Annotated in this window: 28 protein-coding genes; 23 read left to right on the plus strand and 5 right to left on the minus strand. The window is 44.3% G+C overall.

What is annotated here, in order from left to right:
* Positions 1 to 15 precede the first annotated feature (15 nt).
* The 3 genes from NPE20_RS06620 to NPE20_RS06630 are packed head-to-tail and all read left to right on the plus strand — an operon-like array spanning position 16 to position 5079.
* A complete protein-coding gene (locus NPE20_RS06620) occupies positions 16 to 501 on the plus strand; it encodes a TlpA family protein disulfide reductase (RefSeq protein WP_256537826.1) in 486 nt (161 codons plus the stop codon).
* Complete coding sequence (locus tag NPE20_RS06625) at positions 498 to 3692, plus strand: SusC/RagA family TonB-linked outer membrane protein (protein ID WP_256537827.1); 3195 nt, start codon at positions 498 to 500, stop codon at positions 3690 to 3692. Before NPE20_RS06620 ends, NPE20_RS06625 begins: the two co-directional genes overlap by 4 nt.
* Before the next feature lie 10 nt (positions 3693 to 3702).
* Entirely contained in the window at positions 3703 to 5079 is a 1377-nt protein-coding gene (locus NPE20_RS06630; protein WP_256537828.1) for a RagB/SusD family nutrient uptake outer membrane protein, read from the plus strand.
* Between the two features lie 34 nt (positions 5080 to 5113).
* On the opposite strand, the gene NPE20_RS06635 is transcribed toward NPE20_RS06630, so the two are convergent.
* From NPE20_RS06635 to NPE20_RS06645, 4 genes are all read right to left on the minus strand, one after another.
* Positions 5114 to 5449: a DUF6520 family protein gene (locus tag NPE20_RS06635; RefSeq protein ID WP_256537829.1), complete on the minus strand. Its 336-nt coding sequence runs from the start codon at positions 5447 to 5449 to the stop codon at positions 5114 to 5116.
* Between the two features lie 148 nt (positions 5450 to 5597).
* Complete coding sequence (locus NPE20_RS06640; protein WP_256537830.1) at positions 5598 to 6044, minus strand: MauE/DoxX family redox-associated membrane protein; 447 nt, start codon at positions 6042 to 6044, stop codon at positions 5598 to 5600.
* 36 nt (positions 6045 to 6080) lie between these two features.
* A complete protein-coding gene (locus tag NPE20_RS26940) occupies positions 6081 to 6287 on the minus strand; it encodes an HTH domain-containing protein (protein WP_354003222.1) in 207 nt (68 codons plus the stop codon).
* 73 nt (positions 6288 to 6360) lie between these two features.
* Positions 6361 to 6711, minus strand: a complete 351-nt coding sequence (locus NPE20_RS06645) for a helix-turn-helix domain-containing protein (RefSeq protein ID WP_121243977.1) — start codon at positions 6709 to 6711, stop codon at positions 6361 to 6363.
* 103 nt (positions 6712 to 6814) lie between these two features.
* Here NPE20_RS06645 and NPE20_RS06650 point away from each other — a divergent pair, with 103 nt between their 5' ends.
* Entirely contained in the window at positions 6815 to 7006 is a 192-nt protein-coding gene (locus NPE20_RS06650; protein ID WP_256537831.1) for a hypothetical protein, read from the plus strand.
* A 29-nt stretch (positions 7007 to 7035) separates the two neighbouring features.
* Here the strand turns inward: NPE20_RS06650 and NPE20_RS06655 are convergent, their stop codons facing one another.
* Positions 7036 to 7650, minus strand: coding sequence for a rhomboid family intramembrane serine protease (locus NPE20_RS06655; RefSeq protein ID WP_256537832.1), 615 nt, complete (start codon positions 7648 to 7650; stop codon positions 7036 to 7038).
* Between the two features lie 98 nt (positions 7651 to 7748).
* Here NPE20_RS06655 and NPE20_RS06660 point away from each other — a divergent pair, with 98 nt between their 5' ends.
* The 19 genes from NPE20_RS06660 (at position 7749) to NPE20_RS06750 (ending at position 23043) form a co-directional block, all read left to right on the plus strand.
* Positions 7749 to 8387: a hypothetical protein gene (locus NPE20_RS06660; protein ID WP_121243971.1), complete on the plus strand. Its 639-nt coding sequence runs from the start codon at positions 7749 to 7751 to the stop codon at positions 8385 to 8387.
* 22 nt (positions 8388 to 8409) lie between these two features.
* Positions 8410 to 9774: a cysteine peptidase family C39 domain-containing protein gene (locus tag NPE20_RS06665; RefSeq protein ID WP_256537833.1), complete on the plus strand. Its 1365-nt coding sequence runs from the start codon at positions 8410 to 8412 to the stop codon at positions 9772 to 9774.
* A gap of 88 nt (positions 9775 to 9862) precedes the next feature.
* Positions 9863 to 10696, plus strand: coding sequence for an RteC domain-containing protein (locus tag NPE20_RS06670; protein WP_256537834.1), 834 nt, complete (start codon positions 9863 to 9865; stop codon positions 10694 to 10696).
* A gap of 343 nt (positions 10697 to 11039) precedes the next feature.
* Entirely contained in the window at positions 11040 to 11951 is a 912-nt protein-coding gene (locus NPE20_RS06675; protein ID WP_256537835.1) for a DUF8464 domain-containing protein, read from the plus strand.
* Between the two features lie 160 nt (positions 11952 to 12111).
* Complete coding sequence (locus NPE20_RS06680) at positions 12112 to 12519, plus strand: plasmid mobilization protein (protein WP_121243963.1); 408 nt, start codon at positions 12112 to 12114, stop codon at positions 12517 to 12519.
* A 234-nt stretch (positions 12520 to 12753) separates the two neighbouring features.
* The gene (locus NPE20_RS06685) at positions 12754 to 14052 is read left to right on the plus strand and encodes a relaxase/mobilization nuclease domain-containing protein (protein WP_256537836.1); all 1299 of its coding nucleotides are present in this window, start codon (positions 12754 to 12756) and stop codon (positions 14050 to 14052) included.
* Positions 14053 to 14067: 15 nt separating this feature from the next.
* The gene (locus NPE20_RS06690; RefSeq protein ID WP_256537837.1) at positions 14068 to 14697 is read left to right on the plus strand and encodes a ParA family protein; all 630 of its coding nucleotides are present in this window, start codon (positions 14068 to 14070) and stop codon (positions 14695 to 14697) included.
* The gene (locus tag NPE20_RS06695) at positions 14694 to 15029 is read left to right on the plus strand and encodes a hypothetical protein (RefSeq protein WP_256537838.1); all 336 of its coding nucleotides are present in this window, start codon (positions 14694 to 14696) and stop codon (positions 15027 to 15029) included. Before NPE20_RS06690 ends, NPE20_RS06695 begins: the two co-directional genes overlap by 4 nt.
* A complete protein-coding gene (locus NPE20_RS06700) occupies positions 15026 to 15289 on the plus strand; it encodes a hypothetical protein (protein WP_256537839.1) in 264 nt (87 codons plus the stop codon). Before NPE20_RS06695 ends, NPE20_RS06700 begins: the two co-directional genes overlap by 4 nt.
* Positions 15286 to 15597, plus strand: a complete 312-nt coding sequence (locus tag NPE20_RS06705) for a hypothetical protein (protein WP_256537840.1) — start codon at positions 15286 to 15288, stop codon at positions 15595 to 15597. Before NPE20_RS06700 ends, NPE20_RS06705 begins: the two co-directional genes overlap by 4 nt.
* Position 15598: 1 nt before the next feature.
* A complete protein-coding gene (locus NPE20_RS06710) occupies positions 15599 to 15892 on the plus strand; it encodes a DUF4134 family protein (protein ID WP_256537841.1) in 294 nt (97 codons plus the stop codon).
* Between the two features lie 84 nt (positions 15893 to 15976).
* A complete protein-coding gene (locus NPE20_RS06715) occupies positions 15977 to 16291 on the plus strand; it encodes a DUF4134 domain-containing protein (protein WP_256537842.1) in 315 nt (104 codons plus the stop codon).
* A complete protein-coding gene (locus tag NPE20_RS06720) occupies positions 16291 to 16599 on the plus strand; it encodes a plasmid transfer protein (RefSeq protein WP_256537843.1) in 309 nt (102 codons plus the stop codon). Before NPE20_RS06715 ends, NPE20_RS06720 begins: the two co-directional genes overlap by 1 nt.
* Positions 16577 to 19123 carry a TraG family conjugative transposon ATPase gene (locus tag NPE20_RS06725; protein WP_256537844.1) on the plus strand — a complete coding sequence of 849 codons (2547 nt, stop codon included), beginning with the start codon at positions 16577 to 16579 and terminating at the stop codon, positions 19121 to 19123. Before NPE20_RS06720 ends, NPE20_RS06725 begins: the two co-directional genes overlap by 23 nt.
* The gene (locus NPE20_RS06730) at positions 19074 to 19742 is read left to right on the plus strand and encodes a hypothetical protein (RefSeq protein ID WP_256537845.1); all 669 of its coding nucleotides are present in this window, start codon (positions 19074 to 19076) and stop codon (positions 19740 to 19742) included. Before NPE20_RS06725 ends, NPE20_RS06730 begins: the two co-directional genes overlap by 50 nt.
* On the plus strand, positions 19739 to 20416 hold the full coding sequence (locus tag NPE20_RS06735; protein ID WP_256537846.1) for a hypothetical protein: 678 nt from the start codon (positions 19739 to 19741) through the stop codon (positions 20414 to 20416). Before NPE20_RS06730 ends, NPE20_RS06735 begins: the two co-directional genes overlap by 4 nt.
* Positions 20413 to 21081, plus strand: coding sequence for a hypothetical protein (locus tag NPE20_RS06740; protein ID WP_256537847.1), 669 nt, complete (start codon positions 20413 to 20415; stop codon positions 21079 to 21081). The genes NPE20_RS06735 and NPE20_RS06740 overlap by 4 nt, the downstream gene beginning before the upstream one ends.
* Entirely contained in the window at positions 21078 to 21875 is a 798-nt protein-coding gene (locus NPE20_RS06745) for a hypothetical protein (protein ID WP_256537848.1), read from the plus strand. The genes NPE20_RS06740 and NPE20_RS06745 overlap by 4 nt, the downstream gene beginning before the upstream one ends.
* A gap of 4 nt (positions 21876 to 21879) precedes the next feature.
* The gene (locus NPE20_RS06750; protein WP_256537849.1) at positions 21880 to 23043 is read left to right on the plus strand and encodes a TraJ family protein; all 1164 of its coding nucleotides are present in this window, start codon (positions 21880 to 21882) and stop codon (positions 23041 to 23043) included.
* Positions 23044 to 23055 lie beyond the last annotated feature (12 nt).

The raw sequence follows: 23055 nt of genomic DNA on the forward strand, positions 1-23055 counted from the left end.
CAAATAGGTGATCAAATGCCTGATGTGCAGATCACCAACCTCATGAACAGCAAATTTAAAAATGCCAGGATCTCGGATTTTAAAGGCAAACTCATTATCCTTGATTTCTGGAATTCCTTCTGCGGGGGATGTATCGCCGGCTTTCCGAAACTTGATTCCCTTCAGCGCCGTTTCAAGGGCAGGCTGCAGGTGCTTTTGGTGAACCCGGCCAGCGACCACGAGACCGAACGCAGCATGAAGATCGTTATCGACCGGATGAACGCCTGGTCAGATCATCCGTTTAAATTGCCTATCGTCTATAAAGACACGGCCCTTTCTAAAAACTTTGAGTTCTATGGTGTCCCCTATCAAGTCTGGATCGGGCCGGATGGTCATATTGTCGCGATTCCTCATAAGGCTGACCTCACGGTTGCCAATATTCAGGATATTTTAGATGGAAAAAAAGTTATGCTGAAACCTAATATTCAGCGTAAAATCATTCCAGGAAAGGCCGGAATATGAGACAGCAGCGCTTAATATTATTCCTGCTGTTATCTATGCTGTCATTTAAAGGGTTTTCCCAGGATCAGGTAATGGTATATGGTGAAGTCAAAGACGAAAACAACAAACCTATTTACGGCGCAACAATAAAGTCGAGGCATCAACCCCAGCAGGCGGCCACTGACGCTTTGGGACGGTTCAAAATGTTTGTTACAGGTATTGACACGATAATTGTGACGTATGTTGGATATAAGCCTGAAACCCGGGTGATCGATTCCAAGCTTGCTTCCATCCTGCGTATAGCTATGGTGCCACAGCTTAACGAACTAAAAGAGATCCTCGTCAGTACAGGGTATCAGGATATCCCCAAAGAAAGGGCAACAGGTTCATTTTATAAGCTCGATAATCATTTGATAAATCAGCGCGTCAGTTCCGATATCATCAGCCGCCTCGATGGCTTGACTAGCGGTTTACAAATAGACCGCAGAAATCCCGATCAGCAAACAATTCAAATTCACGGATTAAGCACATTAAATATTAATGCAGCAGACCCGCTAATTGTGTTAGACAATTTCCCTTACTCCGGTGATATCAACAACATCAATCCGAACGACATTGAAAGCATAACCGTATTGAAAGACGCAGCCGCCTCCTCTATATGGGGTGCAAGGGCCGGCAATGGTGTGATTGTCATCAACACTAAAAAAGCCAAATCAAATCAGCCGCTGAGTGTTTCATTTAACGCCAATATGACGGTGAGGCCAAACCCTGATCTGTTTTCTGCCAATACACTACCTGTGAGCAGTTATATCGCCGTGGAAAAAAACTTGTTTACGCAAGGATACTATGATAACCTGTTTTCTGATCCAACATTTCCCGGAGTAAGCCAGGTAGCCCTATTACTGAACCAGGCAAAGAACGGTGAGATTACTGAGAGTCAGGCAAACCGGCAAATTGATCAGCTGCGAACAAAGGATGTAAGAAATGATTTTCAGAAATACATCTATCGGAATGCTGTTACTCAGCAATATTATCTAAATATAACCGGTTCGTCCAAATCGATCCGTTACCTAGTTTCAGCAGGTTATGATAAAGAAAATAATACGCTTCGCGGCAATGACAACGGTAGGGTAACGATCCGATCAAATAATCAGATAGATCTTACAAAAAACTGGCTTTTAAGTACTGATGTAATCCTGACCCGCACCAACTCAACAAACAACAGTCCGGGCGCATATGGAAGCTATCGTTTCGGAAGCACCACAATTTCGCCATATGCTAGCCTAAGAAACGCCGATGGCACCCCTGCTGAAATAGATCTTTACCATACAAAGGCGTTTACTGACACAGCAGGTAACGGACGGTTATTAGATTGGAAGTACCGGCCGTTGCAGGAGCTGGCAATTAATGATAACCGGTCGTCAATGACGGACATGCTATTAAATCTTGGAACCTCCTACAAGATTTTCAACTGGCTTCGGGCGGATGTTAAGTACCAATATGAGCAATCCTGGACATCCGGTAATAATCTGCAAAATATAAATTCCTATTATACCCGGGACATTATAAACACGTTCACCCAGCTATCGGATATCGGTGCGATTTATCCCGTGCCAAAGAATGGGATCCTTTACTCAAATGACCAGGTTAGAAAACAACAGGCTATTCGCGGGCAGCTAAACTTCGACCACACCTGGGGTGTAAAACATCAGCTTTCGGCTATTGCAGGCTCAGAAATAAGGGAAGCAAGAACAAACTCCCTTATCCAAACCACCTATGGGTATGATCCGAATACTTTAACGACAACAGGTGTGGATTTTGCAAATCAATATCCTACCTATAATGATATATATGGTGATTCTTATATAAGCTACGGCACTTCCAGGGCGGCCCTATTGAACAGGTTTGTCTCCGTTTTTGCCAATGCAACCTATACCTACGACGACAAATATTCCATATCTGGATCTGCAAGAAGGGATGCCTCCAATCTATTCGGTGTACAAACCAATCAGAAATGGGTGCCGCTATGGTCAACGGGCCTGTTATGGAGGCTTGACCGTGAGAGGTTCTATAACATATCCTGGCTACCGCAACTTAATTTACGAGTAACATATGGGGTAAGCGGTAACGTTCTGCCAAATGAATCAGCGCTTACAACGATACAATATTTGAATGCAAGCCTCAATCCGATCAGAATTCCCTTTGTTTCCATCAGTTCCCCCCCAAATCCCCACCTGCGGTGGGAACAGGTAAGAAATTTCAATACCGGTGTTGATTTTAGTTTGTTCGATAATCGTATCACAGGTTCACTTGAATATTTTACAAAGCATTCCCTAGACCTGCTAAACCCTGTTAAACTTGATGGTACAGTTGGTTTTTCTTTGGCTTCGCAAAATTCGGCAACCATATTTTCGAGAGGCATCGATATTGTGCTCAATTCGAATAACCTAAGCGGCAGGCTCAAATGGCGAACTAATTTATTGTTCAGTTACATTAATTTTAAAACGACAAAAAATCTTTACCCGCCGACGCCTGAAGGACTGGTAAGCGATGGCCTGATTATATTACCTATCTTAAATCAAAACCCTTATAACATCGTAAGTTATAAATGGGCCGGACTGGATCCCGCTACCGGTGATCCGCAGGGTTTTGTGAATGGTGTAATTAGTAAAGATTATGGCGCGATAATCCAAAACCCGCTGGAGCAGCAGGTTGTCAGCGGGCCGGCAATCCCGCCCTTATTCGGCACGCTACGAAATACTTTTGAATGGGACCGTTTCTCGCTGGCATTTAATTTATCCTATAAATTTAATTACTATTTCAGGCGCCCAACGACCTCCTACTCCGATTTAATAAATTCTGGTGTGGCATACAATGATTATGAACAACGATGGCAACATCCCGGCGACGAGCAGCACACGAACATTCCTTCATTCATTTATCCGGGCAATCAGCAACGAGACCAGTTTTACCGCTTCGCCTCCGTAAATGTCGAAAAGGCCGATAACATCAAATTACAGGAAATTTACCTGAGCTATGATATCCGCCCGGCAAAGCCATTGCTCGGTATAAAATCGATGTCTGTTTATCTCTTTGCCAACCAACTCAATTTGATCGTTTGGAAGGCCAATAAAATCGGGATTGATCCCGACGTCATGTATAATTATAAACCACCTGTTTCGATTTCGGCAGGTATCAAAGCCAATCTCTAATTACTAAGTCATGAAAAAGCACATTATAAAAACGCCTGTGAAATGGCGCTTGACAATATACATGCTGGTACACGTTTTTTTATTTACAGGATTGACATCCTGTAAAAAGTATCTGGATGCAAAACCCGATCAGTCGATTACCACGCCCTCTACCATGGAAGACTTGGAGGGAATTTTAAACGGTTACGGCTTCATTAATGCCCGTTATCCGTCAGCTGCGGAAACCGCATCCGATGATTTTTATCTGACGACCGCCGATTTTAATAACTTAATCGATATCCAGCGATCGTTTTATAGCTGGCAAAAAGCCCCTAACTTCGTAGGGGACTATTCTGGCCCCTACGGCTCGATAGAGTATGTAAACATTATATTGGAAACACTTCCTAAGATAGCCGGTGATAAAGAGCGCAAGGACGTTATTCAGGGTAATTGTTTATTTGTAAGGGCCTCCTACCATTACGCATTAGCACAATTATTTGCCAAACCCTACGCAAAAGCTTCGGCTGCGACAGACCTGGGGATAGCGTTACGCCTGACATCTGACATCACGGTAAAGCCGGTCCGCTCAACTGTCGCGGACACTTATAGTTCGGTCATAGCCGACCTAGTCAAATCCAAATCGTTATTGCCGGCAAATCCAGGGGTCAAATACAAGGCCGGGAAAACTGCTGTTTACGGCATGCTTGCACGTGTATATTTATCGATGAGTGATTATAAAAACGCGGGCTTATATGCAGACTCCGCACTTTCACTTTACAACAACCTGATCAATTATAACACCATCAATAGTGCGGCCGCGATACCATTTACCCAGTTTAATGACGAAGTGATATATGACTGTCGTGCGCCGGGGCCACAGTCCTTATCACAATCACGGGCAAAAGTTGATTCTGTTCTTTATGCATCATATGCCGCTAACGACCTTCGGAAAGTGGTGTTCTTTAAAAATAACGCCAACGGTACAATAGCATTTAAGGGAAACTATACGGGAATTGCCGGTGCTACCCTATTTACCGGAATTGCAACGAATGAATTGTATTTGATAAAGGCAGAAGCTGCAGCCAGAAATGACGATGCCGACAAAGCGCTGACGGCATTAAATACCTTACTAAAAAACAGGTATAAAACAGGAACTTATATTCCCTATGACACGATCGATGCCGACGAATTACTTGATTTGATCTTAAAGGAAAGAAGAAAGGAGTTATTATTCAGGACGTTACGATGGACTGACCTGAGGAGATTAAATATGGATCCGAAAAGAGCAAAAATCCTGACAAGAAATATTGCCGGAACTGTTTATACGTTAGAACCGAATGGATTAAGATATGTATTTCAAATTGATCAGGATGCAGTTAATATTAGCGGCTTACAACAAAATCCTTAGATAATAAAGAAGGGGGCTAAGCCCCCCTTCTTTATTATTGCGCATCTTCCATGCTGATAGTTCCATCAAACGGTTGGTGGTTGCTTTGAGATGACCACAACTTTCCTTGCACAGTTGGCGTAAAGTCTGAGGAGGCCGGCGATAACCCAATTGTTCTTGCTGTAGGTAACGTGATACCGCAAACATCGTTTAATTCCACGCATGGGTTAACAGCAGTAGCCTGATAATTACTGGCGCTCTGTACGTCGCTTATAGTTCTGGCTGCCGGGCCAACATATTTAAAAAAGTTGCTGGTTGCCTTGTTAGTGGTAAAAGCGCTTGAACCAAAAGCCATAATAATGGCGATCACGGGGATGATTAGTTTTTTCATGATAAATAATGCTTTATTAGATCAAAAAACATCAGAAAAACTTTAATTTTTAAATTATTAATTGACTTGCCTACTCTATCATCAGGTTTTCGGCATATCCTGTTCGCTCTTATAAACCATTCATAAAAGCGGTAACCCGGGTTTGGATTTATTTGTCACTACACTCCTTTCTCTTAGTGATCAATATGGTTGATAGAATTGTCAGTAGCAGGAATCCGGCATTAAACCACAGATGAAAGGTCCATCCCATGGGTTCAATTAGACCGCCGCAGGCACAGGGAATATGTCCAAAGAATCTAGCCAGGATCAACAGTATGTAAATGATGAAGGCCGTAAATAACACTGCGGATATATAAAGACCGGCCAAGCGTCTTTTTTCAATGATCAGCAACGATCCGATGCTCACTTCGACAACCGGCAAGCCGAAAATCAATATCGTTTGAAACCGTGGACTAAACGGTTGCTTTTGCATGGCATCCCTGAAATGTTGGAAGTTGATCAGCTTGCTTACTGCGGCATAAAACCAAAGCAAGGCAATCATCGCGATGATGAGCGATGCAAGTTTTTGTGTCCCTAAGTCTTTGTCCTTGTGCATAGAACAAAGGTCATGTTGCAATCATGACAGAGAATGTCACTCAGGATCTTTTATGAAATATTTTTTTTGAAGGCGGTCATAATAGATATCATGGCCCTGTTCTCGGAGGTGCGCTATCATTCTTTTGACCGTCCGGATACTGCAGCTAAAACGGTCCGCAGTTACTTCAAGCGATCTGAACCTCTTTTTCTCAATCTGCTCTAAAATATACTGTAAACGCTGTTCATACGTGCGGTAATCCATTATTCATTCCTTAGGTTGTAATGAATAAAATTGCCTCTTTTACCTATCGGAAACTATTAGTTAAACTAATAAATTATTCGTTTTCCGGCTTTGTTATGTCACTGTCGTAAACAGTAATGTGTGCCGGTACACTCTTTTTTCTCCTGTAGATTTTGTCCGACCAAACCTTGCCGATCTTCCTGATCGTGTGCACAAAATTGTGATAGTCGATGTAGGTGCCGAATTTTGGTTTTGGTAACAAAACAAAAGGCGAGATCTCCAGGATCTCCGCGATCTCATAAATCCGTCTTATCGTAAGTTCGGTCTCGTTCCGCTCCAGATTCGAATAAGCTGCTTGTGAAATATCCAGCATAAATGACATGTATTCCTGGCTGAAGTTCTTAGTTAAGCGCTGTATCCGTATTTTTTCTCCGATTGAATCCATAACACAGGTTTCTATATTTCCTATTAGCTAAGGTAATAATTTACAATTTATGCCTTTAGCTTCCCTCCCCCTCAAAATTGACTTTCGTGTAATTCATAATACCGTGAAGAAACATAATTATTCTAACATGAAAGATTTATCAGATCAGGTCGCCTCTGAGTTAAAAGCAGGCGCCAGCCAATGTGCTTATAACATTGCCGTATCCGCATCTGTTGGCGGCTTGTTTGGCGGCATCGGTGCCGCCGTCGGCGCCGTAGCTGCGGCAACTGGCCCGTCATGCCTCGGATGGTGGTAAAAAAAATGCCGGTAGCCCCGGCATTTTTTTTAAAATTTCAGGATTAATGCGGCAATGAGCCCTCCCATAGCGCCGTAAAAATGAACCTCATTATTAACCAGCGGATTACCTGTCCTGATCTGGTAAACCAACAAAAATACGATATAGATCAACGATACATATAGATTCGCCACGCCGCCGATCACCGGCAAATAAAATGCGATATGATAAGGCTGCAATATCATAAAGGCCATCATGCAGCCCAGCACGCTTCCGGAAGCACCGGCACTTGAAAACTCAAAATCATTACGGTGCCTTAAATAGGTAAAAAAGTTCCCGCACAGGCAACTGCTGAAATAAACGGCCAGGAACCAGGCACTCCCGGCAGTCCCGGCACTGCGTAGATACTCTTCTAACTGAGACCCTACCGCAAACAGGGCAAATGAATTAATGGCCAGGTGAACAATATCATTATGAATAAAATCTGAACTAATCAGCCTGTAAAACTGCCCTTCCTTTTTTATGCTCGCAGGATGCATAATCCCGGCCAGGAAAAGCCGCGGATTTTTCAGCGCGACAAGTCCCACAACAATAATTATCCCCGTTATGACCAAACAGGCCGGCGATTCACGCGGGTTAAAAGTATCTGTTAAGGCAATAGGCATATTTGCATTTTAAACAATTACTTAAACTTATAATTTACAACCTAACCTTATAGGTAGTTGCACGGTGACGATAGAATTTTACCAAAAATTCTATCATTATGAAAATCTGGAAAAATTACATCTTTAACCTTTTGGTTCTTAGCCTCGTTTCCTGTTTACTGGTCTGGCTTACGGATAAATATATTTTAACGAATGAATTCTTTATCCGCAACGGTCAAAGTCTTTCAGGAAAGCCTGAGCAGGAGGCCCAAACTTATCAGTTGATACAAAAGTACATCTATTTATCAGCAGTCGCATATCTCATGCTCAGGGTCTTCACCGTCTCGCTTATCCTTTATACGGCGCTTTACCTTTCAGAGGTTGCGGTACCGTATAAAAAAATATTGAGCGGGGTGACACTTGCCGAGTTTATTTTCCTGGTGCCGGCCATCATCAAGATCACACGTTTCTATCTGATAGGTTCCGGCTTTACCCTCAGTGAATGGCAGGCCTACTATGCTTTCTCTATACTTTCCCTGCTTGAAAATGTACCGGCAGATTGGCAATATGCGGCACAGACCATCAACCTTTTTGAATGCATCTATTGGTTTTTGCTTGCAACGGTTGTCCATAAAACTGCAAATATCAACTTCGACACCAGTATCCGGATCGTCGTTCGCTCCTATCTCCCGGCATTGTTGATCTGGATATGCCTGCTTACTTTTTTAACCATTATTTATTTCCCCGCCAATTCCTGACGGGACTTATGTAACGACGATTATGAAAAACATCTATACCTACCAAAATTCATTTGTCAGGCAAACAAATCAAAACAATTGCGGCATCGCCTGCATCTGTATGATCTTGCGCTTTGCAGGTCAAACTGAAAACTCAAGAGAACTGGAGCAAAAAATGGATCACTATGTTGCTGATAGTTCGCTTCTCGATTTAAAAAATATCATAGCTGAATATAACCGGAAAGCAAGGTGCGTTCAGATAGATATCGATACCTTAAGAAATTTAGAATCGCCGGTCATTCTATATACTTTAGGTATGAATGGCAGGAACCATTTTTTGACTTTGTTCGAGATACGGAATTCCAGCGATGGCAACCTGTATATCATTGGTGATCCCGGACAGGCCATCAGAGTAATGGCGGAGGTTGATTTTTTAAAAATTTGGCCGTCCCGCACAGGTTTATTTATCGAGGACCTTCAAATGGCAAATGCGGGTAATATATTTCAATCCTGGCGAAAGGCGTTTGACTGGCAACTGATACCTAAACCGCTGTTTTACTGCGTCCCTATCGTTCACTTGCTTGTGCTGGTATTTACAATAGGCTTGTCTGCGCTTTTACAAAGCTTGCTTACCTCCGGGGTCAAAACAACTGATCATATGGTGATGGTTCTGGCGATCATGCTTTTAATGATACTGATCTATTGCAAAGGATTGCTAAACTATGTCCGACAACTGCTTTTGGTCAGCATAAACAAGATCATCAACACACATCTTACCCTTCAGTTAGCACACAAAATGTTAACGCCGGATAAGCCAAAACAAGAACCGGAATTTGTAATGAAGAAGAATTTTGTTGACATCACAAAGTTTCAGCTATCCATTCATGGCTTGATCGCTGTTATTCTTTCCGACGGGCTGATCCTTTTAGTTTTTTTCGGGGGCCTGATGTATCTGGATCCCTATGCGGAATTTGTTACCATTTTTTATAGCGTACTTCTGGTTACATCGGGTATCAGGGGAGCAGCCAATAAACTCCTTTACAGAATGTATCTCAACGGTCTTCACCAGGCATCAGAAGATATGTTAATTCATCAATCGTCCATGGGAAATAATCCGGACAACTATTCCCGTTTTCAAGCGTACAACTCATTTTACATGCAGTACATCCGGCAAGGAGCCGATCATGCCGCAAAACTCAGCAAAAAAACATTTAGAAATGAACTGGCGGGAGGGCTGCATTTAATAGCTATTCTTACGCTCGAATTCCTGGAGATGGATAGATCGATCTCCGAAATAGCCGCAATTACGGTGATTTGCTACCTGACCTCAATCTTTCTGCAACGCATCAATGAGGCTATGCCAATGATCTGTGAAGGCTTACTATCGGCCGGATCCTTAATTTACTAATTGACTTTAATGATTAATTGCCCGGCTTCCAAAGCCGGGTGTGTCAACTATTGTCCATTTTTTTGAATCATCAACAAATATAATTACCATGAAAACAGAACTTTACAATTTAAAACAACAGCTTGAAGATGCTATTTCCAAAGAAAATGATTACCCCGGCTCCATCGAAAAATTAAAGGAAAATACAGCCATGATCGATGATGCCCTCGGCCTGCTTAAATCGGAAATCTCCGGAAAAGGTTTTGATGGCGAAACCGACGAAATATCTTTTTTTAAAGCATTCAAACCGGGCATCCTATCGCTGAAAATCCATCAGATCTACACCTATAATTTAAAGCTCAATGAACCCGTTGATACACGCGAAACGATCACCAAATATTATGCATCCGAGATCAAAAGCATCCAAAGCTTTTTTAGGATAAATGCTTTTCATTATCAATATTTTAAAAACAACCTGAACGATATGGATACCGTGTATTTCATCAGAAATGCTGCCCCCCTCGCGCTGCCAACAGAAGACGTCAATGACCTCGATCCCGTATTTAGTACGCCAATGAGTTTGTTGTTCGCAAAATTCCTGGGTTACGAATCGGTACAAAAATTCTGCCTGCAACAAATTGCTTTCGTATCCGAAACGCCAGGGAAAGGTGGCCACGATCCGAAAGATGGTTTAAAATGGACGGGGGATTCCATTAACATCGTTGAACTGGCATACGGACTTTACCTGACCGGACAGCTGAATTACGGGAACGCCAGCCTGAACCAGATCGTCAGGTGGCTGGAAGCTAACCTGGAGGTCAAAATAGGTAGTGTGCAAAGACGGTTTACAGAGATCGGCAGCCGCAAACGTCTGAGTCAAACCAAATACATCGACCAGATGAAAGATAATATACTTCATAAGATCGACCAGGGGAATGCCTGATCTGTCATTCTTTTTTGTCAGTATAACAGAACAGGCATCCCCAAATAGCCAAATTTATTTATCGGTACTACCGAAAAGCTACAGAAATCCCCCCGATTTACTCCACCACCTTTGCATCAACGAAACAAAAAAAGGCATTAGCCTGAACAATTCTTTGACATGGTGGAATGAAGCATTATCCTGCGATAAACAGGAAATTTTGCGAAGCTGAGATGATATCAACATAGCGAACGCGCATTGGCAGGCGAGAGCCCGTATTGTAGAATACGACGTGAGTAATTCCGAAACTGAATAGATAAAACCTAAAGGGGCCGCGTGCCCCTTTTTTTTATGCCCCAGATTTATGAACGATTACAAGATCAGCGCCAAAGAAATCAAAGAGCGGGTGTCCTTAGTCAACCTCCTGAGCCGGCTTGGCTACGAACCTGCAAAACGTGCCCGAAATGAACTCTTATATTTGAGCATGCTGCGCAACAGCGATTCAACGCCATCGTTCTCTGTCAACGACAGAAAGGGCACCTGGTACGACTTCGGTGAAGGAAGGGGCGGTAATATTATTGATTTTGGCCTGCTGTACTGGCCAGGTAGATCGTTTCAGGAAGTACTGGAAAAGATCAATGCCGTTATGGATGGTCTGCATCGCCAGCCTTCTTTAAATTATACCAGGGATTCTACACAACCCAAAGAGCCGCATTACGGCGTTCTTGACATAAAGGAATTGGGTGGAAACAGGGCGATTACTGATTATTTGGAAAGTCGCGGTGTAGGTGCCATATCTAAAGGCCGGCTAATGGAGATTTATTATTATGTAGAAAATGAGCAAAAGCAACGGAACAACTTCTTTGCAGCGGGGTGGCAGAATGAGCAAGGTGCATGGGAAGTCAGAAACTTGACTTTCAAAGGCTGCCTGGGCCGCAAGGCAATCAGTTTCATTCCAAATTCCGAAAAGAAACTGGCTGTCTTTGAAGGCTTTGTTAACTACCTGAGCTGGTTAACAACGAACCCGTTTGCTGCAGACAGCGTACTTGTCCTGAATTCGATCTCTTTGCTACAGCAAGGGATTATTAAAGCTGAAGGTTTCAGCCATATCAGCCTTTATCTTGACAATGACATTTCCGGAAGGCAGGCGACAATCGATTTTCAGTCAGCCTTGCCATGGGCGAAAGACTGCGCCGGTATATATGCGGGATACAATGATTTCAACGATATGCTGGTATCCGGGCTAAACGGTGTCACACCTCACAGGAATTTGTGAACAAGTTATCTTTTGGTTTTTGTCTTTGCAAGATGTGCTCCTGTCCGACAAAAAATGCTTCGCTTATTTTTTGCCAGCCTGTCGCAATCTTGCCCTGGACGTCGCTTCGTACCTCTGCGAAAACCAGGGAATATCGTAAACTCGCAACTCGTTTACTCTGATGAATGGTAAAGGCAGAACAGGCAGGCCGCTTAAAAACGGCCCGAAGAGAATCAAAAAGATAGATGTGCGCTTTACGCAGGATGAATTTGACGCTATCCTGGAACTCGAAAAAACATTAGGCATTAGTAAAGCCGAGTTGGTACGCTCAAGGTTGCTGGAGAATGTAAAGACAATGGTTATCAACGCTAAAGAATTGATAGTGCTGCTGGATAAAACAGGCGCCGAAATAGGGCGCTGTGGTAACAACATCAACCAACTCGCCAGGTATGCGAACATCTTAAATAAACGAGACCTGCTATCCCCTGTAGTGATAGAGCGGTTTAACAATCTTTTCGAAACGTATCTTAAAAACCAGCAAGCTTTAGATAGCATTTTACGAAAAGTGATCAGGATGGCTGGTATTTAGTTCCCGCTGAACTTGTTCGCTGAGGACTTGGACTTTTAGCACTTGATCGTTACGAATTTGCTCGTTGCGATTTCGTTCGCTGAGAACTTGTTTCGGTCGAACTTGTTTCGGTCGAACTTGTACTATTAGAACTTGTTCTATTAAAACATGTGCTTCACGAACAAGTTTTAAGCGGGCAAGCTTTGACAGAACTGGTTCGCAGTGCACAAGTTCGGTAAAAACAAATTCTTTGCAATGATCGTCCACATCCTTCCACCAGCAAATGGCTTTCCAGCGGTTAACTATAACACAGATAAAGTTGACCGGAATAAAGGTGAGCTGATGAAGGTATGTGGTTTTGGCGCACTACAAGGTCTACAGCACATGCGGCCGGAAGATTATAAGAACCATTTGGCAATGATATCAGCGACCAAAAAACACGTTAAGCGGCCTCAATTCCATGTTGTGATCTCGGCGGAAGGCAAAAGCTATGATAAGCATCAGTTAACCGCCATCGGCGGGGAATGGCTGAAAGCAATGGGCTACGAAAAACAACCCTACCTGATTATTTTTCACAAAGACACCGAGAATAACCACGTTCACTTGGTGACCTCACGGATCGACCATAGCGGCAAGAAAATTAGTGACCGTTTTGAAAAGATCAGGGCGGTTGTTGAATTGAACCGGGTCATGGGTGTTGACGTAAAGCAGAATGCGAAAGCCGACATAGAGACCGCACTGGCATTCCGTTTTGCAACCGGGGCGCAATTCCGGATGATATTGGAAAGCAAGGGCTACGTTTTGCGGGAGCGCGATGGCCAATACCAGGTAGTCAAATTTGGAAAAGTATTAGACAGCGTGAACCGCGGTTTAGTAATGGGCCGGGTGAATCTCAAAGAAATAGATCAGCAAAGAAAAATGCAGGTCAAAGCCTTGTTTCACAAATATGCTGCAATGTATAATACCTCGCTGGAACATGTTCGTAATGGTTACCGTTCTGAGTTTTCCACCTTTCTTAAAGAAAGCTTTGGCATTGCGCTGATGTTCCATGCTTCAGGCGACAAACAACCATACGGTTACAGCATAATAGATCATGCCGGTAGAAATGTTTTCAAGGGCAGTGAGATTATGCCCTTAAAGAATTTATTAGCAATACCGGTTGGGAAAAGACATTCAGAAATGACATCTGTACGGTACGAAGTCAACCCCGCTCAACTGAATTATTATGCAGCGCTTTTAAAAGCAGCACTTTATAATTATCCGGATTTCAGCCAGGGATTGCAGCATCAGGGTTTAGTTATTTTCAAGAGCAACTCAGGCTTCACGCTGCATGATCCCTCGTCAGGCGTTTCGATGAATACTTCCGACCTGCTAAACAAAAATGAACACGATGTTCTCCAAAATAGCTTCAGCCAGGGACATCATGGTGATCAAGGCAATTCGAAAACTCCGTTACCACTTCCCGGCATCAGCCTGGCATCTGATGTGGATGACAACGCCATACTGGGTATGAAACGCAGGCGAAAGAAAAAAGCAAGAACCAATCTACGCTAACACTAAATTATTTTTATGGTCATTATCATAGGGAACCAGAAAGGTGGTGCCGGAAAAAGCACGCTTACACTCTTGCTGGCTAATTACCTTACCCAAAACAAAAGCTGTAGAGTCACTGTGCTAGACATGGATTATCAGCAGTCTATTTCGCAAAAGTTTGAGAAAGCAAAGATCCTGGAAAACACTGAACCTTACGACGTGCTGGCCTTCGCACTATCCGATTTCCCGGTTATGGCAGAAACGATCAAACATAATCCAAAGGATATCGTGCTGATAGACCTGCCCGGCAAACTGGATGACGACGGCTTGATCAAAGTCTTTAAAGCTGCACAGGTGGCGGTTTGTCCTTTTGCTTATGATGAGTTCAGTTTCGAGTCGACGGTACCGTTTGCGCTGGTGCTCAAAAAGATCAATCCTGATGTGCATATACTTTTTGTGCCCAACCGGATAAAGGCCAATGTGAAGTATGAGATCAAATCGGATGTTAACGAACAGTTGAACCAGTTAGGATTGGTAACCGCACCTATTGCCGACCGCATCGATTTTCAGCGTACCAATACTTTTCAAACGCCGCTGGCGGTTCAGGCGCTGCTGTTGCCGGTATTCGACCGGATTTTTAAAGAATTTATCCACCCCTATCTATGAACGAGATTAAAACGCTGGCCGACCAGTTACGCAGCAAAATGATAAAACCGGATACGCCGGAGAGATCAGTTAAAGCAGAAAAGAAAAAAGCAGGTAAACCCCAGGACATTCCGCAAATAGTCGAGACGCTTCGGGCATACGATGTCAGCAATCACAAAACATTGATCCATGCCCGCGTGGATGCGCAAACTGCGCAGATGATCCATCACTTGAAAATAGCGACGGGCGTTGAGGTTACCCGCCTGATCTGCTTTTCCATCCGGCAACTTTTTGAGCAGCACCCTGAACTTAAATCAGTAATCAAAGCACACCTAGAAAATTTTGATATATGAACCGGAAAATTTTTCGCGAACTGCGCGATCCTGCTTACAACGAATTGCTGGACCGCATGAAAGCCTATGATACAGCCGACCACGATAAATTAGTGCATGTGCGGCTGGACAATTATACGGTCGTGATCCTCAACCAACTGAAACTGGCGACAGGCATCGATATCACCAAAGTGATGGCATTTGCCGTAAGCGAACTCCTAAAAACACACCCGGAACTCCGGCTGGCCATCGACCAATTTCTTAATCAACTTAAAACATGAACTGGACACATTTTTTACTCTGGCTGGCAGGAATTTACAGTTTGTATTACCTCATCGTATTCCTGCTTGATCTTATCGCAGGGAATCGGAAGGATTTGCCTGCCGGAACTTCACAGGAACTGACATTTTCCGAAGAGGTTACCCCTGTTCGACTAAGCCCGGAAGCGGAATCAACACCCGAACCGGAAAAACCAACAAAATCTCAAATTGCTACTGAAGTGATCGGCTCAGGCGGGGTGCCGATCACTGACTTGTTTCGGCTGGCCAAACAGGAAGCGATCATCTATACGCGCTCCGTTAGCTTTTAGCATGAAGAAGCATTTTCTGATTTTTTGCTGTAGCCTGCTTGCATTGGGCGCAATGGCGCAACCCGGTATATCTGAAATGCAGCAGGCACAGCAAAATCTTAGGTCAACTTTCTTTTCGGCGCTGGACTGTGCCCTTGCGCTTGCGGCCATATTCGGCATTATTGGTGCAGTGCGTATCTATCATAACTGGCAAATGGGACACCCGCGAATTGATGAACAAGTAGCGGCCTGGTTCTTTGCAGCCTTCTTTATGGTATTGGCAGGTGCGTTTCTGCGCGGTGTCTTCGGCCTTTAAATTAATACCCCTCCATAACCCCCGGCGGTTCCCCATGACTGGGGGCCGCCTTTTTTATTCTTATTAAAATCTAATACCCCTAAAATGAATTCAAAAATTAAAAAAATGTGGGCACTGGCCTCAGTGCTTTCTTTATGTATGACGGAGATCGTAAGCGCCCAAAACGGTGTTACCGGTTTGAACTCCGCTACCACTTCCCTTAAAACCTATGTTGCCCCGGTGACCAACGTTACCCTCGTAATTGGTGGTATCGTCGGTATCGTCGGCGCTATCCGCGTGTATTCAAAATGGAATAGCGGTGATCAGGACATCAATAAAGAGTTGATGGGATGGGGAGGATCGTGCGTCTTTCTGGTCGTATCCGCTGTTATCATCAAAGCTTTTTTTGGCCTAACCTAATGGCTAAACAATTCCAGGTTTACAAGGGGCTCCAAAGGCCCCTCGTTTACCGGGGCTTTAAAGGCAAATTCATCTATTGGGGCGTAGGCACGCTACTCGCGGGACTGGTCATCGGCGCGCTTTGCATGACCTTATTAAACATGTGGCTCGGGCTGATCGTCATGATCTGCTGTATCGGTGGTGGCCTTGTCTTTATCGCCGCAAAACAAAAAAAGGGACTTCACATCAAATCCCGCCCAACGGGAATTTTCGTTCACCAGGTCAACATTAAAAATCTTCATCGTTATGGCCGCAAAACAAATATTTAACATCCCTTATATCGGTATCAATCGTTATTTCGGCACCGATCTGTTAATCGGTTCGGGCGGAGAATGCTCTGTCGTTCTTAAGATCACTAACCCTGTTACCCGCTTTTCAGCAGCATCCGCGGCTTACGATGAATTCCATGCCCTGATGATCAATATAGTAAAGATCATGGGTGACGGTTACCTGCTGCAAAAGTCCGATGTGATCAGCAAGGAAAAATATCCGCTAAAAGATTCTCCCGAATATTTGCAGCAGAAGTATAATGCACACTTTGAAGGCCGGGAGTTCATTCAGGTCAACACCTATATCACGCTGACAAAACAGGTTCGTAAAGGCGCTTTTTATGTTTTTGACAAGAAGGCGCTGCGCGATTTCAGCCAGCAGATTAACAAGGTGATGGATATCCTCATCGCGGGAAAAACCGGGCCGGTGGTACTGAAGGAGGCGCAGTTAAACCTGCTTATCATGCAGTTTCTGGCCATGGACTTCAAACCGCAACATATCTCCCTTAATAACTTTTCGCCTAACGACACCGAGATCAGGATGGGTGACCGGGCCATCCGAAGCATCCCCCTGATAAATATTGACAATGTCGATCTGCCGCCCACCGTCTCCACGCATATCGAAATGACCGATAAGGACACCTTACGTGGTTTCCCGGTTGATTTTTTATCCTTCCTGTTTAGGGTGCCGGACTTCGAAGTCATTGTTTTTAATCAGGTCATTGATATTCCCAACCAGTTCATGACCATTAAAAAGCTGGAACTAAAGAAAAAGCGGCATTCGGGAATTCCCGATCCCGCCAATACATTATGTGTTGAGGACATTGACTTGCTGTTAAACGATGTTGCCCGCGAAAGCCAGTTGCTGGTTAACAGCCATTTCACCATTATACTGGCGGCGCAACAGGATAAAATTCAGAAGGCTGCAAATTTTATCGAAAGCGCGCTGTTTTCCCTCGGCATCATGGCCAGCAAAAACGGGTATAATCAGTTGGAACTCTTTCGATGCGCATTACCCGGTAACAGTATAGAGCTAAAGGACTATGACTGGTTCTTAACCACCTGCGATGCTGCCGTTTGCTTCTTTTTCAAGGAATCCATGCCACTTGATGAGCCTTCGGATTTCCTGGTCAGGTTTACGGACCGCCAGGGCGTGCCCATTGGGATAGATGTCGCCGACCTTCCAATGCGTAACAACCGTATCAACAATCGTAATAAGTTCGTTCTGGGGCCGAGCGGGTCAGGAAAATCCTTCTTTATGAACAGCCTGATTGAGCAATATATGCTTTACAATATGGACATGGTCATTGTTGATACAGGACACTCTTATTCCGGCTTGTGTTCTTACTATAACGGCAAATACATTACCTACACCGATAAAAAGCCCATAACGATGAATCCCTTCCAGATAAAGAAGGAGGAATTTAATATTGAGAAAAAGGACTTTTTAAGTACGCTGGTAGGATTGCTTTGGAAAGGAGCCGACGGCATATTCAGCCAGGTGGAACGGGATGTGATCAGTAACGTGATCAATAGTTATTTTGTGCACTTCTTCAGCCAGCCTGTCGCAGATGAAATCCCTGAAAAACTTGCCGGTGAAAAGCTTTTCATTGCTCAGCTGGATTTCAACAGCTTTTATGAATTTGCATTGTGGAAGATCCCTGAGATCAAGCAGGAAGAGCGCATTCCTTTTGATGTGGATGAGTTCCGGTACGTATTGAAAAAGTTCTACAAAGGCGGCGAATTCGCGCCGATCCTGAACGAGCCTGCCGATGAATCTTTGTTTACCGAGCGTTTTATTGTCTTTGAAATCGATGCGGTAAAGGAAAACCGCGTGTTATTCCCTATCGTCACACTGATCATCATGGATGTATTCATCCAGAAAATGCGCTTCCGGTCCTCCCGGAGAAAAACTTTAGTTGTTGAAGAAGCATGGAAAGCAATAGCAAGCCCACTGATGGCAGGCTATCTGCTTTATCTCTATAAAACCGTCAGAAAGTTTTGGGGTGAAGCTATTGTGGTCACCCAGGAATTAGGGGACATTATCGGTAATGCCGTCGTAAAGGATAGTATATTAAATAACTCGGATACCATTTGCTTGCTTGATCAAACGAAGTTCAAGGACAATTATGGTGCGATCGCATCGGTTTTATCCATCAATGAAACGGAACGTAAAAAGATCTTTTCGATAAACCAGTTGGAAAACACGGAAGGCCGTGGCCGCTTCAAAGAAGTTTATATCCGCCGAGGCGCTGTTGGCGAAGTTTACGGTGTTGAAGTTTCCCTGCACCAATATTTGACCTTTTCAACAGAAAAGCCGGAAAAATCGGCATTGGAGGTGTATTTCGGGCATTTTGGTTCCTATCAACGTGCGCTTGATCTTTTCGTGGACGACTTTCACGCCAGCAAATTGGCCCTCGGCCAATTCGTCAGCCATATCAATCAAAACGATAAACCATTTTTAAATCATTCCCATGAAGACAATCCTGATCCTTCTTTCCCTATTGCCCATACTGCTGTTTAAAGTTGCATTCGCCCAGGAGATCGTTATTGACCCGCTAACCTCGGGAGCTATAGCAGTTAACAGTTCGGTGATCAACGGGCAACTCAACACCACAAATAATAACCTAAGCGCCATTCAGCGGGGACAGCTCGCCGTAACCGGTCAGCTCGTCATTGTTAACGACCTGCAAAATAAGATCTACACCGGCCTGAGCCAGGTCGCTGCGATCATTAGCAATCTGACATCGGTCAAGGAAATAGCCAGCTGCGGAACGGACATCGTTAAAGACATCGGGCAGGCAGTGACCATCGCCCGGTCAAATCCTGCCTTGCTGCTATTTGCTGAAGAAGGAGCACGTGAATTTCAAACGAGGGCCGTCACCTTATCGGCAGAGGTCAGCGCTTTTGTGCTAAAGGGCGGAAACAACCTGATGGATGCCGGTGAGCGCGGTAAGCTGCTGAATCACATTCAAAGTGAAATGCAGGTCCTTCGCGGTATCGCCTACGGGATGGGCCGTGCCATGTACTGGGCGAAAATGCGGGGTATCTGGGCGTCGCTAAATCCATGGGCGGAATGGCGGAACATGGATGTTCAGATAGCAAATGACGTTTTAAACAATGCCAAATACTTAAAGCAATGACAGAAAAATTTAAGGTTTTGATTATCATTTTGCCTTTTTTGTTTCGCCTTTCACCTTGTATTGCCCAGAATAGCACCATCGACATACCTGGTGTGCATCAACTGATCAGCCAATCTAAATCGGAACATACACAGCAAGTTAAAGCCCGGAACAATCAGGCAATAGCGACCGCCAATGAGCAGGCGAACTTAACCTTGCTTACCAGGATGAAAAATGTGTACCGCACATTACAAAGCAGGTACAATACGCTGGGTACTGCCATTAACATCGCGAATATTGGCATTTATGCGACACCGGCAGTTCGTCAGATTATACGAAACCAGGCTGAGATCATAAGGCTGGTTGAGGACCGTCCCGCCTTAGCGGCCCTGGGCTACCACACGGAAATCGAATTTGTCGAAAAGGCGAAGGGACTGATCGGCTACGTAACCGGGCTGACTTTATCATTTGGCGATGTGAACCAGATGAAGGCATCCGACCGGAAATTGCTTTTTGATTATGCGCTCATGCAGCTTTCAGAGATACAGGAGCTGTCCGGGAACCTCGTTAACACACTGACGTATTCCAGCCTGAATTCTTTACTCCGCTCTGTAAACCCTTTCCAGGACTACATCGACCAAGATAAGTCCGTTGCGGAAAGTATTATTCAAAATGCCAAATATCTCAAACAATGAAGCGATCCATTCTTCTGATCCTTTTAGCTTTTGGCTTCAAAATTTCCGCATTCGCACAGGAATATGTTTTTGACCCCAAATACTTTGCATCCGTCTCGGCAAACCAGGCAGTCCGCAGCAGCGCCGAAGCTACACATAACCAGTATTTAGGGAAGATCAACGGCAATATCGAAGACCTGAATACCAATGTAGGTTCGGTAGTACTCGCGCAAACTATTATTTACAACGGCCTTTCCAATGTCAATTCGGCTTTGAAAGATGGGCTAGAAGTTAAGTATATGGCAACGCTGACAGCAGATATGATCAGCTACCTCAACCGGGCATTACAACTGGCACGGTCTGATCCTCATCTGCTTTTATTTGCTACAGATATCGCGAATGAGATGAAGTTAAGATCGGTCGCATTGGTTAGCGAAGTTTCGTCCTACGTGCTTAAGTCTGGGAATAACATCCTCGCTGATTACAACGGCCGCGACCAGTTACTTAAAAAAGTCACAACGACCCTGCAAATTCTAAACAGTTTGGCGTATGGTGCATGGCGGGTCATGTTTTGGGCCAAACAGAAGGGCATCATTTCTTCAATTAACCCCTGGCAGAACTATATCAATAAGGATAAGTACTTCGTCGGGGAAATTATAAACAACGCAAAATATTTACACCAATGAGCTTAGAATTAAAACTGTTTTGCCTGAGCCTGCTGGCCATCTCCTTGATATTATCCGGCAGGTCACAAGCACAATCGATCATCAAAGATGACGCGGTCGATAATCAAAGCCAGCGCATGGTTTTTCAGCAATGGGACCAAAACAAATTTTATCCTAAAAAGGGCTTTTTAAGTTTAAACCCTTATTACTGGCTGGTATGGGGTTTCTTTGATCCCGGTTACCATAACAATGACCTGCGTCCATTAAGCGCGAACGGGCAACAAACCCAAAGGCTCGCGCTGGTTGCTACGATGAATGGCATTGATAGCCGCTACAAACTGCAATCAGATACCGCGCGAAATACGGCGCTATCGCAAATTGCATCTCAATCCGGCTTGCTGTCAGATGCAGATCCACTATGGTTGCTGTATTACAGGCAACAATTCAACCCCTTATTAAACTACTCACCTGTTTCCATTTTAGGTGGGATGCCCCCGCCGGTAAGCGCAAAATTGATATCTGAAGGCCTATACGGCTGGTACACCGGTGAACTTGATAAACTAAAAGAAAGGCTTAACGGCGCAAGGTCTACCGACATGGATCGTGGTTCCCGCATAATGGCCTATTACCGGATGCTGAATGAATACAAGAACCTATCATCGGTATGGGCCATTCGTACTTCCACAGTTCAGAAAACAATAGATATGTCCGGCAGGCAGCAAGCTTTGCAAAAAGGAACAATAGCTATTCCCAACTGGTCACCCGGCAGTGATGTGGAGATCGCGAAAAAGGTACTTCAAAATGCTAAATATTAAAGTGATGAAGAGGAGTATATTTTATTTATGCCTGTTATTGTCCTCGTGGGCGACGGCAGGATTCGCCCAAACGACTACCGTTGATACCGTCATTAGTCGAAAGTCCCTTCAATACCTGCAAGGCGATGCGGTTTATGAAAGCGGCGTCATGGTATTTCTTAAAGGCCTTAAAAATTCGATCTGGACACATTTCGATCTGTTCATATCTGATGCGCAGGCTTTGGCCGCAATTTTTATGATCATGTATTTCGCCGTTAAAAGTTATGAAATGATGGTTGGTGATAAGCGAATGGAGATCATGCCGCTGCTTCGTCCATTCGGTTTGGCCATGATCATTATCTGGTGGGGAGGCTTCGTAAAAATGGTAGCTTTTCCAACTGATCTGGTAGCAGCGCAAACCGAGCAAATGTTTGTCAGCGTGCAAAGTGATGTAGACGGGTTGCGCTTTACAAGGGCTAATCTGATGCTCCAGGTTGCGAATTCACTGTACACTTATCAGGCACAAGCCGAGGTAGCGGAAAAAGAAAGCGATACCTGGTACGGGCAAGCATGGAATTCCGTATCCAGCACCGTAAAGCAAGGCATTGCTGATGTGGTTTCACCCTTACTGGAATTAAAGAACAGGCTCACGGTCGGCATGCAGTTGTTGTTTACGCAACTGCTGGAACTTATGGGGATTTGGATATTGCGCATAGCGGTTTATATTATATTTATGATTCAGATCATTTACTCCTCCATACTGATTATCCTTGGGCCGTTCTCTGTTGCAGTAAGTATTTTACCCGCATTTCGTGATAGCTTCAGTACCTGGGTGGCACGGTTTATATCCGTTAACCTGTATTCCGGTATTGCGTTTCTGATCATGTATTTATGCGGTTTAATGCAGCAATATGCGCTTACCTCGGAGATAAGCAAATACCAGGAACTGGTAGGAAAAAATGGGGCGGCGGCGGACATGACCAAGCTGGCTGTATTTGCGGGTAATGGTATCCTGTCTTTCGGAACGGTAATCATTGTATTCGTTATTGGTGCCATCTGCATGTTTACCGTACCAAGTATTTCGACCTGGATTATTTCTACTTCTGGTATCAGTTCGGCAGCTTCCAACTTTGGCCGTGGTGCCAGTACAATGGCAGGTGCCACCCGTATCGCGGGAAGTTTCATCTAAAAATTATCAACC

The sequence above is a fragment of the Mucilaginibacter aquariorum genome (genome assembly GCF_024498135.1).
Classification (GTDB): Bacteria; Bacteroidota; Bacteroidia; order Sphingobacteriales; family Sphingobacteriaceae; genus Mucilaginibacter; species Mucilaginibacter aquariorum.